Annotated in this window: 10 protein-coding genes; 3 read left to right on the top strand and 7 right to left on the bottom strand. The window is 69.9% G+C overall.

Annotation, left to right across the window (positions count from 1 at the left end; all coding sequences use genetic code 11):
- Window positions 1-123: 123 nt before the first annotated feature.
- The 3 genes from thiI to macS all read right to left on the bottom strand — a co-directional run bounded on the left by thiI (window position 124) and on the right by macS (window position 3,912).
- A complete protein-coding gene (gene thiI / locus ACTWQA_RS30990) occupies window positions 124-1,320 on the bottom strand; it encodes a tRNA uracil 4-sulfurtransferase ThiI (protein WP_443162566.1) in 1,197 nt (398 codons plus the stop codon).
- Between the two features lie 64 nt (window positions 1,321-1,384).
- Window positions 1,385-2,038: a response regulator gene (locus ACTWQA_RS30985; RefSeq protein WP_305919932.1), complete on the bottom strand. Its 654-nt coding sequence runs from the start codon at window positions 2,036-2,038 to the stop codon at window positions 1,385-1,387.
- A 743-nt stretch (window positions 2,039-2,781) separates the two neighbouring features.
- Window positions 2,782-3,912: a MacS family sensor histidine kinase gene (gene macS / locus ACTWQA_RS30980; protein WP_443162565.1), complete on the bottom strand. Its 1,131-nt coding sequence runs from the start codon at window positions 3,910-3,912 to the stop codon at window positions 2,782-2,784.
- A gap of 112 nt (window positions 3,913-4,024) precedes the next feature.
- On the opposite strand from macS, the gene ACTWQA_RS30975 reads away from it, so the two are divergent.
- Both ACTWQA_RS30975 and ACTWQA_RS30970 read left to right on the top strand, forming a co-directional pair.
- Entirely contained in the window at window positions 4,025-4,906 is an 882-nt protein-coding gene (locus tag ACTWQA_RS30975; RefSeq protein ID WP_443162564.1) for an MHYT domain-containing protein, read from the top strand.
- 138 nt (window positions 4,907-5,044) lie between these two features.
- Entirely contained in the window at window positions 5,045-5,785 is a 741-nt protein-coding gene (locus tag ACTWQA_RS30970; protein WP_443162563.1) for an MHYT domain-containing protein, read from the top strand.
- Between the two features lie 138 nt (window positions 5,786-5,923).
- On the opposite strand, the gene ACTWQA_RS30965 is transcribed toward ACTWQA_RS30970, so the two are convergent.
- Complete coding sequence (locus ACTWQA_RS30965; protein WP_443162562.1) at window positions 5,924-6,949, bottom strand: 6-phosphofructokinase; 1,026 nt, start codon at window positions 6,947-6,949, stop codon at window positions 5,924-5,926.
- Window positions 6,950-7,246: 297 nt separating this feature from the next.
- The gene (locus ACTWQA_RS30960) at window positions 7,247-8,161 is read right to left on the bottom strand and encodes a lactonase family protein (protein ID WP_443162561.1); all 915 of its coding nucleotides are present in this window, start codon (window positions 8,159-8,161) and stop codon (window positions 7,247-7,249) included.
- 94 nt (window positions 8,162-8,255) lie between these two features.
- On the opposite strand from ACTWQA_RS30960, the gene ACTWQA_RS30955 reads away from it, so the two are divergent.
- Entirely contained in the window at window positions 8,256-9,104 is an 849-nt protein-coding gene (locus ACTWQA_RS30955) for a bifunctional helix-turn-helix transcriptional regulator/GNAT family N-acetyltransferase (protein ID WP_443162560.1), read from the top strand.
- Window positions 9,105-9,152: 48 nt separating this feature from the next.
- Here the strand turns inward: ACTWQA_RS30955 and ACTWQA_RS30950 are convergent, their stop codons facing one another.
- Both ACTWQA_RS30950 and aroF read right to left on the bottom strand, forming a co-directional pair.
- Complete coding sequence (locus ACTWQA_RS30950; protein ID WP_443162559.1) at window positions 9,153-9,440, bottom strand: YiaA/YiaB family inner membrane protein; 288 nt, start codon at window positions 9,438-9,440, stop codon at window positions 9,153-9,155.
- Window positions 9,441-9,536: 96 nt separating this feature from the next.
- Complete coding sequence (gene aroF, locus ACTWQA_RS30945; RefSeq protein WP_305919940.1) at window positions 9,537-10,568, bottom strand: 3-deoxy-7-phosphoheptulonate synthase; 1,032 nt, start codon at window positions 10,566-10,568, stop codon at window positions 9,537-9,539.
- Window positions 10,569-10,643 lie beyond the last annotated feature (75 nt).

Below are 10,643 nucleotides of genomic sequence, written 5' to 3'. Positions count from 1 at the left end.
AAGGGCTACTCCACCGCTACATGCGGCACATGAACGGGCACATCGTGTCACCGTTTCGTCGCCAGCCGGAGCCCCCACCTCAGCCACAACCCCGATGCCTCGTCGGGCTGGGGCGAAGCCCCGTTAGAGCGTGTATTCCTGGATCGAGTCGGCGAGCTGCACGCAGAGCTCCTCGGCGTCGAGCCGCTTCTCGATCTGCTTGAGGTCCTCGATCTTGGCCCGCGTCTCGGCGCGCTTGGGAGCCAGCAGCGAGCAGCAGTCCTCATCGGGCAGCTCGGAGATCTCCAGCGTGCCGATGCGCCGGGCCTCGGCCATGATCTCGGTCTTGTCCCAGCCCACCAGCGGCCGCAGGATCGGCAGGTCCACCGCGTTGTCCTGGGCGGTGATGTTGGTCAGGGTCTGCGAGGAGACCTGGCCGAGCGCGTCGCCGGTGATCAGCGCGGCGGCGTGGATGCGGTGTGCGACCTCCTCGGCCGTCTTGAGCATGAGCCGCCGCTGCGCGATCACGGCCAGCCGGTCCTGGCCCGAGGTGCGGATCGACTGCTGCGCCTTGCCGAACGGCACCACCCACAGCCGCGACTTGCCCTGGAACCTGTCGAGCTTCCTGACCAGCGCGTACGCCTTGTAGATGGACTCGGACGTGGTGAACGGGATGCCGGAGAAGTGCAGGAAGTCGACGTGCAGGCCGCGCCGCATCATCCGGTAGGCCGCCACCGGCGAGTCGATGCCGCCCGACATGAGCACCAGCGCCCTGCCGCTGCTGCCGACCGGCAGGCCGCCCTGGCCGGGGATGCCGCCGGTGAAGATGAACACCTCGTCCCTGTCGACCTCGATGAAGACGGTCAGCTCGGGGTTCTTCAGATCGACCGGCAGGCCGTATTCGTCGTTGATCGCGCCGCCGACGAGCCGGTCGAGCTCGTTGGAGTGCAGGGGGAAGCGCTTGTCGCGGCGGCGGGAGCGGACCGCGAAACGGGCGCCCCGCTTGACCTCCTCGCTCTCGCCCACCAGCTCCAGGCCGGCCTTGAGCACGGCGTCGGGGTCCTTGGCGACCCGCCAGGCGCGGTGGATCCAGACCAGCCCGGGCACGTCGGCGACCCGCTGGGCCACGGCCTCGGCCTGCTCGGCGGTGGCGCCCTGGGGCAGGAAGATCGCGAAGACGCCGTGCCGCTTGCGCACGTCGACCTTGATGTCGAGGCTCTGCAGCGCGTCGCGGATGTTGGCGATCAAGCGCCGCTCGAACACCTCGCGGTTCTTGCCCTTGAGGACGATCTCGCCCAGCTTGAGCAGAACGCACGGCTCGCCCAGGGCGGACATCGTCATGGTGGAACCTCCGGGAAGACGGGGAACGGGCACGTGTTGAAGGCAACGCCGAGCCCTCTTGAGTTTAGTCCGCGTCCAGTCCTTGCTCGATCGCATATCGCACCAGCTCCACACGGTTGTGGAGCTGGAGCTTGCGGAGGGTGTTCTGCACGTGGTTCTGCACGGTGCGGTGGGAGAGCACCAGGCGGTCGGCGATCTGCCTGTACGACAGCCCCTTGGCGACGAGCCTCAGGACCTCGGTCTCCCGGTCGGTCAGGCGCGGCCCCTCGGCCGACCCGTCATCCGGCACGTCCTGCGCGGCCAGCCGCCGGTATTCGCCGAGCACGAGTCCGGCGAGGCCGGGGGTGAAGACGGCGTCGCCCTCGGCGGTACGGCGGACCGCGTCAAGGAACTCCTCCCTGCTGGCCGACTTCACCAGATATCCGGACGCACCCGCCTTGACCGCCTCCAGCACGTCGTCCTGCTCGGCACTGGCCGACAACACCAGCACGCGAGGCGGCGGCTCCACCTCGGCCAGCCCGGCGGCCACCACCGCACCCGGCATGTCGGGCAGCCGCAGGTCGAGCACGACGACGTCGGGCCGCACCGCCGCGGCCGCACGTATCGCCTGCCGGCCCTCCCCGACGGCGGCCACGACCTCGTAGCCCGCCTCGGCGAGATCTCTGGCGACCCCGTCGCGCCACATGGGATGGTCGTCCACCACCATGACCCGCACCATGCCGCAACTCTAAACCGCCCCGCCCGCCGACCGACCCGCACCGGCCCGATGGCTGCGCCGCGCGATGGCGCCGCCCGATGGCTGCGCCGCGCGATGGCGCCGCATGATGGCTGCGCCGCGCGATGGCGCCGCATGATGGCTGCGCCGCGCGATGGCGCCGCATGATGGCTGCGCCGCGCGATGGCTGCGTCGGCCCGACCCGTACCGGCCCGATGGCGGGGCCGGCTGAGGCGGGCCGGCTGAGGGCCGCGCGTCTGGTGACAGCACACACCCCCGTGGCAGCGGGCCCTGCTGGCCGCCAGGCGATCCGGCGGGCTGGTGGCGCGTTAGGTGGTGGCAGCCACCTGACGGCAAGCGCCTGGACGGCCGCGATGCGGACGTGCAGACATCGCAGGCTGACGCCGCCGAGCCCGGTCGCCGGGATGTTGTCCGCCTGCGTCGCGCGATGGCTGCGTTGCGTCGCGCGATGGCTGCGCCGCCCGACCCGCACCGGCCCGATGGCGGGGCCTGCTGATGGCAGCGCGTCTGGTGACGGCACACACTCCGTGGCTGCGGGCCCTGCTGGCCGCCCGGCTGGTATGGCGGGCCGGTGGCGCGCTCGGTCGCAGTTCACCGTTGGCCGGGCGGCCGTGGGCGCGGCGGTGTCGGGCGCAGGCGGTGTCCGGTACAGGCCGGCGTCGGGGCCCCGACGGTGTTGGGCGCCGACGGTGTTGGGCGCGGGCGGGGCGCCGTGACGGCGGATGTCAGGACGGGAGGGTGATTTCGACCTCGGTGCCCTGCCCGGGGACGCTGACGATCGAGACCTGGCCCCCCACCTCCGCCACCCGGCCCCGGATGGATTCCGCCACCCCCAGGCGGCCGTCGGCGCGGGCCTGGTCGAGGCGGCCGTCCGGGATGCCGGGCCCGTCGTCTCGAATGCTGACCGTCACCGTCCCCTCGCCCGACTCGGCCAGCACCCAGGCACGTGCCTGCGGCCCGCAGTGCGCGCGCACGTTGTCAAGGGCGGCCTTGACAGCCGCGGCCGCTCCTCTGGCCGTCTCGGCCGGCAGGATCAACGGGGTCGCCGGGGTGGAGACCGTCACCTCGGGCGAGCCGTACCGCAGCAGCAGGGAGCGCAGGTCGGTCGTGCCCTCGGGGGCTGCGGGCCGGGTGGCGATGAGCTCGCGCAGCGCGGCCTCCTGCTCGCCGGCCAGGCGCCCCAACTCGGCGGCCTCCCCGCCGATCTGTCGCCCGCGCCGCTGGACCAGCGCCAGGACCTGCAGGACCGAGTCGTGGATGTCGCGCGCCAGGCGGTCACGCTCGCGCTGGGCGGCCTCCATCTCGATGGCCCGCTGCATGCGCTGCTCGGCCTGCTTGGCCAGCCGGGCCACGTGGCCGACCACGACGCCCGCGAGGAACAGCAGGACCGCCCCGTTGATCACAACAGACTCGTCGGGCGTGCGGACGAACCACAGGTCGGCGGCCGCCACCACGGCGGCCGCCACCGCCCCCGCGCGCCGCCCGCCGTAGACGGCCCAGGCGAGCACGGGCCCGGCCACCCAGGTCGCGGGGACCGGCATCATCCCCGCCACCCAGGTCGCGGGGAGCGGCGTCGTGCCCGCGGCGCCCGGTAAGGAGCCCTGCACGTACGGCGAGGACAGCAGGCACGCCAACGTCACCAGCAGGTCCATGACCAGCAGCGGCCAGCGCCGCAGCACCGGGACCGAATAGGCGTACGTCGCGCCCGCCGTCCACAGCGCCATCACGCCGATGACCAGCCAGCCCGCGACCGGCTGTCCGTAGCCGCGCTGCTGCGCCATGAGCACGGCCGCGTAGACCAGCGACGCCACGCGATAGACCGCGATCGCCCGCCAGAACGGGACCTCGATAGCCATGAGACCCTCTCATGTTTCCGACAGGGACCTTGACAGATAGTTCTGGTATCCATGCGAAAGGGACATCCCGGATGGCACAATCCGGGAACCCCTAACTCAAGGAACTCCGTCTATGACCTCCGCTGTAAATCATTTCACCCATGGCCTGCTCACGCCGGTGCTCGCCTACGTGATGTCCTGCATGGGGTCGATGCTTGGTCTGCGGCTCACCGCCCAGGCCCATGCCTCCCGGGGTGGCACCCGGGCGCGCTGGCTGCTCGGCGCGGCCGTGTCCATCGGCGGTACCGGCATTTGGGTCATGCACTTCATCGCCATGATGGGCTTCGATGTGGACGGCACCCAGATCAAGTACGACGTGCCGCTCACCGTCGCCTCGGCCGTGGTGGCGATCGTGGTCGTGGGCACCGGCCTGTTCCTCGTCTCGTACGGCCGCGGCCGGATCCTGGCGCTTCTCGGCGGCGGCCTGCTCACCGGCCTCGGGGTGGCCTCCATGCACTATCTGGGCATGTACGCGATGAACATGTCCGCCCACGTCTCCTACGACCGCCTCGTCGTGGCGCTCTCCGTGGGCATCGCGGTGGTCGCCGCGACGGTGGCGCTCTGGTTCACGCTGCGCGTCAAGAAGCCCGTCTGGATCACCGCCGCCGCGCTCGTCATGGGCGTGGCCGTCGCGGGCATGCACTACACCGGCATGTACGCGATGCGCGTCACGGTGGACGCCGCGCCCGGTGTGGTCGCCGGAGCCGACGCGCTGGACTTCCTCGTCCCGCTCATGACCGTGATCAGCCTGATCACGCTGACCATGCTGCTCATGGTGATCCTGTCCCCGTCGGAAGAGGAACTGCACGAGGACGCCGAACTCGTCGCCAAACTCGAATTGCGCAGGCGCACCGCCCAGCAGCAACATCTGACTTATCCGGCGCCGCCCGTACCCCGTCAGCAGCCAATACAGCAAATGCCGCAAATGTCGCCGATGCGGGCACGCAGAAGGTAGTTGCGCGGACGGCGACACCCTGCTCATACTCCCTTATCGGTGCGTAAGGGGATGGGTGGGGGTATGTCGCCGATCGACCATTTCACTTTTGGGCTGTTAACGCCCGTGCTCGCGTACATCATGTCCAGCATCGGTTCGATGCTGGGCCTTCTGCTGACCTCGCGGGCCCGTCTCGTGGGCGGGCGCGAGGGCAAGTTCTGGCTGGTGGGCGCCGCGTTCGCGATCGGTGGCACGGGCATCTGGACCATGCATTTCATCGCGATGCTCGGCTTCTCGGTGACCGGTTCGGTCATCCGCTACGACGTTCTGCTCACCGCCGCCTCCGCGCTCATCGCGGTCGTGGTCGTCGGCATGGGGCTGTTCCTCGCCTCGTACGGCGGCGAGCGTCTGGTGTTCCTGCTCGCCGGCGGCACCCTGACCGGGTGCGGCGTGGCCGGCATGCACTATCTCGGCATGGCCGCCATGAACATGTCCGGCCACGTCACCTATGACCCCGTCATCGTGTCACTCTCGGTCCTGATCGCGATCGCGGCGGCGACGGTGGCGCTGTGGTTCACGCTGCGGGTCAGCGGCGCTCTCAAGATCGGCGCAGCGGCGCTGGTCATGGGCGTGGCAGTCTGCGGCATGCATTACACGGGCATGTACTCCATGGCAGTGCAGATGCACGGCGAGGCTGGGCCGTTGTCCGGCGCGAAAGCCCTCGACTTCCTGCTGCCGCTGATCGTCGGCATCAGTGTGATCACCGTGGGGCTGCTGCTCACCGTCATCCTGTCGCCCTCGGAGAAGGAACTGCGCAGCGAGGTGGAGTTCAGGGAGCGGCTGCGCGACCGCGACGAGGGCGCGCCGGAAGTCGATCTCTTCGGCACGCCCCGGCGGTGACCGGCCAGGTGAGAGGGTACGGCTTGCGACGCGTGGTGGGCCGCCGACTCGCTGCGGCGCAAGCCGTACCCTTGCGCGGGTTGTAGCGGAAACCCCGCTGACTCAAAGGTACGGGCGCCGCTTGCAAGTCGCTTTCAACTAACCGAAAAAGACCTCGGCCTCGGAATACCGCTCCACCGGCACGGTCTTCAGCTCGGCCGTGGCCTCGTCGAGGCCGACGCGGACGATGTCGGTGCCGCGCAGGGCGACCATCGTGCCGTAGTCGCCCTCGTGGGCCGCGTCGATGGCCTGCAGCCCGAAGCGGGTGGCCAGCACCCGGTCGTAGGCCGACGGGGTGCCGCCGCGCTGGATGTGGCCGAGCACCGTGGTGCGCGCCTCCTTGCCGGTGCGCTTCTCGATCTCCTTGGCCAGCATCTCGCCGATGCCGCCCAGCCGGACGTGGCCGAAGGCGTCGAGCTCGCCGGCCTGCAGCTCCATCTGGCCCTCGATCGGGTGCGCGCCCTCGGCGACCACGATGATCGGCGAGTAGCGGGTGCGGAAGCGGGACTCGACGTATTCGCAGACCTGGTCGATGTCGAACGGCTTCTCCGGGATGAGGATGACGTTGGCGCCGCCCGCCATGCCCGCGTGCAGCGCGATCCAGCCCGCGTGCCGGCCCATGACCTCGCAGATGAGGGCGCGGTGGTGGGACTCGGCGGTGGTGTGGAGGCGGTCGATGGCCTCCGTCGCGATGTTGACGGCGGTGTCGAAGCCGAAGGTGTAGTCGGTGCCCGACAGGTCGTTGTCGATGGTCTTGGGCACGCCCACGACGTGGACGCCGCGGTCGTAGAGCTGCTTGGCGACACCGAGGGTGTCCTCGCCGCCGATGGCGATCAGCGCGTCCACGCCGGTGGTGGCCAGGTTGTCCTTGATCCGGTCGACTCCGCCCTCGATCTTGATGGGATTGGTCCGGGAGGAGCCCAGGATGGTCCCGCCGCGGGGCAGGATGCCGCGCACGGACTGGATGTCCAGCGGCATCGTGTCGCCTTCGAGGGGGCCGCGCCAGCCGTCGCGGAAGCCGACGAACTCGTGGCCGTAGACGCTCACCCCCTTACGCACCACTGCCCTGATCACGGCGTTGAGCCCGGGGCAGTCGCCGCCCCCTGTGAGCACTCCAATACGCATGGCGGGTTCCTCCCGATGGGGTTCAAACCAAACCTCAGTATTCAGACTCGCATTCTGCCCGTCCGCGCAGGCAGTGGTCTAGACCAAACGCCAGGTCCGTAACGCAAACATCGCACAGAGGAAATTTCGCGAGTGTGTCGGCCACCGACACCGGGACAACAGGGATCACTGTGCTCGTTGTCCCCGAAAACGGGCATATAGCGTCCAAGGGAATTCGCCCAGCATTTCCCCGGGCCCGGCTGGGTTGTGTGGCGGTGGGGACGGTGGATTCGTACCTGATCGCCAGGGCGGCGTCCCCTACGTGATCAGCACGCAGGCCGGGCTCTCGACCTCGTACGCCTCGCCGGTCGGCTCGGGGACGCCGTCGCGCAGCGCGAAGACGGTCACGGCGTTCGAGCGCTGATTGGCCACGTACAGACGGTCGCCGTCGATGGCGAAGTGCCGGGGCCAGTCGCCTCCCGAGGGCACCTCGGCCACCAGGGACAGGTCGGCGGCGCGCAGCACCGAGATCGTGTTGGGCCCCCGGTTGCCCACATAGACCAGGTCGCCCTCGAGTTGCAGGTGGGACAGGGAGTTCTCGCCCTCGTGACGGGAGGCGGGCGCGACCGTGCGCCACTCGCCGTCGATGAGGGTGACGGCGCCGTCGAGCTCGCCCGCCACGTACAGGCGGGAGCCCGCGAAGGCGAAGTGCCTCGGGCCGGTGCCCGGGTGCAGGACGATCGGCTCCACCGGCGTGCCGTCGTAGCGGTAGCGGCGGATCTCGTCCGTGCCGAGGTCGGAGACGTGCAGCAGGCCGTCGTGGAAGACGGCCTGGTGGGCGTGCGGACCTTCCTGGCGGCCGGCGACCGGGCCCGAGCCCTTGTGGCGCAGCACGATCGGGTCGCCGTCGAACGCGCCCCGCCCGTCCAGCCGCTGGATGATCGCCGTGCCGTCGCCGTAGTTGGCCGCCGCGAGCAGGCTCCCCGTGGGATCGACGGCCACGTGACAGGGCAGCGAGCCCTCGCTCGGCCGCTCGTCCAGCGGCGTCAGCCCGTCGCGGGCGTCGAAGGCGGTGAGCAGGCCGCTGTCGAGCTCACCCGCCGCGTACAGCACCGGCAGCGAGGGGTGGGCGGCCAGGAACGACGGCGCCGCGACTTCGGTGAGACCCGGGCTGATACCCGCGGCGATGGTGACGATGCCTGGGCCGTATCCGCCTATGCGCAGCTGCTTCACAGCGGCGATCCTTCCATGGTTGACTATGACAGTGAGTTCGTTGACAGAAGCAAGGGTTTCTGAAGTAAGAGCCTTCAATCGGTTCTATACGAAGGTGATCGGCGTTCTGCAGTCAGGGCTGCTCGACTCGCCGTACTCGTTGACCGAAGTGCGGGTGCTGTTCGAGCTCGCGCACGCCGAGCGGATGGAGACCGGCGAGCTGCGTGCCCTGCTCGGCCTGGACGCGGGCTACCTCAGCAGGATCCTGACCCGGTTCGAGAGCGACGGGCTGGTCGAGCGCGAGCGGTCCGCCGCCGACGCGCGCAAGCAGCTCCTGCGCCTCACGCCCGCGGGCGCGGCCACCTTCGTCGGGCTCGACAAGCGCTCGGCCGAGGAGATCGAGCGGCTGCTGTCCGGGCTGCCGGACGGGGACCAGGAGCGGCTCGTGGCGAGCATGGCGACGATCAGGGGCCTGCTGGCGCCGGAGCCCGGCCGGGAGCCGTACGTGATCAGGCCGCCGCGCACCGGCGATCTGGGCTGGGTCGTCTACCGGCACGGCGAGCTCTACAGCCGCGAGTACGGCTGGGGCACCGCCTTCGAGCAGACCGTCGCGAAGATCGTGGGAGATCTCGACTTCTCCAAGGACGCCGGGTGGATCGCCGAGGCCGGCGGGGAACGCGCCGGGTGCGTGTTCTACGTGCGTCAGGACGACACGACGGCCAAACTGCGGATGTTGCTGGTCGAACCGTCCGCGCGCGGGATGGGCCTCGGCCGGCGGCTGGTGGAGGAATGCCTGCGGCACGCCAAGGCGGAGGGCTGCCGGCGCATCACGCTGTGGACGCGCGACTGCCTGGTGAGCGCGCGGCGCATCTACCAGGCAGCCGGGTTCCAGCTGGAGAAGGAGGAGAAGGGGAGGGAGAACGGGATCGAGCTCACCGAGCAGTGGTGGACACGCGACCTCTGAGGGCCGTCCCTGTCCCGGATCCGCCCGCCGGCGATCGCCATCGTCAGGTCAGGCGTCGACCTTGAACGGGTCGTGCTCGGTCAGCAGCTTGTCGAGCCTGGCCTGGTCGACGCGCTTGCTCACTTCGGCCTGCTCCTGCCGGTCGCGTACGACCTTGCAGAGCGTGACCGTGGAGGTGACCACGTACAGCAGCCCGAGCCCGAGGAACGCCCTGATCCACCCTTCGACGGGCAGGTAGACCAGGGCGATCACCACGGAGGTCAGCGAGACGGCGAACGACAGGATCGCCTGGACGTAGAACGCGGTGGTCTGCGTCGGTTGGATGGGCTTCGTCATGCGCCCCATCGTGCGTTCCCGGGCCGGTGCGGCGCATCGGGCGAAATACTCAAGTTACCGCTGAGTACACCCAGCCGGCCCGGCCGTGCCGGCAGGTCAGACGGTGACCACGGTCGCGGCCGACTTGCCGAGCATAGCCGGGAAGTCGGTCATGACCTGGGCCAGCTCGCCCAGGTCGGAGTCGATCAGAGCCTGCGGGCCGTCGCAGAGCGCCTGCTCCGGCTGCGGGTGCACGTCGATGATCACACCGTCCGCGCCGACCGCGATGGCCGCCCGGGTCAGCGGCAGCACCAGGTCGCGCCGCCCGCCCGAGTGCGAAGGATCGACGATGACCGGCAGGTGGGACAGACGCTGCGCCACCGGCACGGCCGACACGTCGAGCGTGTTACGGGTCGCCTTCTCGAACGTCCTGATGCCCCGCTCGCACAGCACGATGTCGAGGTTGCCGCGCTGGGCGATGTACTCGGCGGCCATGAGCCACTCCTCGATCGTGGAGCTCATCCCGCGCTTGAGCATCACCGGCTTCCCCGCCGCGCCGACGGCCTGCAGCAGTGCGAAGTTCTGCATGTTGCGGGTGCCGACCTGCAGCATGTCCGCGTAGGAGGCCACGAGCGCCACGTCCTGGGCGTCCACCACTTCGGTGACGATCGGCAGCCCGGTCTCCTCGCGCACGTCGGCCAGAATGCGCAGGCCCTTCTCGCCCAGACCCTGGAAAGCGTACGGCGAGGTGCGCGGCTTGAACGCGCCGCCGCGCAGCAGCGTCGCCCCGGCCGCCTGGGCCATCCTTGCCGCGTCGAGGGTCTGCTGATGCGTCTCCACGGCACACGGCCCCGCGATCAACGTCACAGTGTCGGGACCGATCGGCACGCCGCCCACGTGGATCGTGGAGCGTTCTGGATGATTCTCCCTGCTGACCAGCTTGTACGGCGTGGACACGCGCATGACCTCGCGCACGCCCCCCATGCCGCGCAGGCTCGCCTCGTCGAGCTGTGTCACGTCGCCGACCAGGCCGACGATCGTGCGCCGCACCCCCTTGCTGACGAACGCCTCCACCCCGGCCGCCTGGACGACCTCGACGATCGACGCCAGATCCGCGGGTGTGGCCTCGGGCCCCATCACGATCACCATCTGAAATCCTCCTGTGAAAACACAGAAGGCCCCGGGTCCTGTTGGACCCGGGGCCTTCGTTCGCCTGTCTGCTAG

Origin of the sequence: Nonomuraea sp. 10N515B (assembly GCF_052245915.1) — a bacterium.
Taxonomy (GTDB): Bacteria; Actinomycetota; Actinomycetes; order Streptosporangiales; family Streptosporangiaceae; genus Nonomuraea.
Note: the sequence above shows the minus strand (reverse complement) of the source record. Positions and strands in the feature narration are given on the sequence as shown.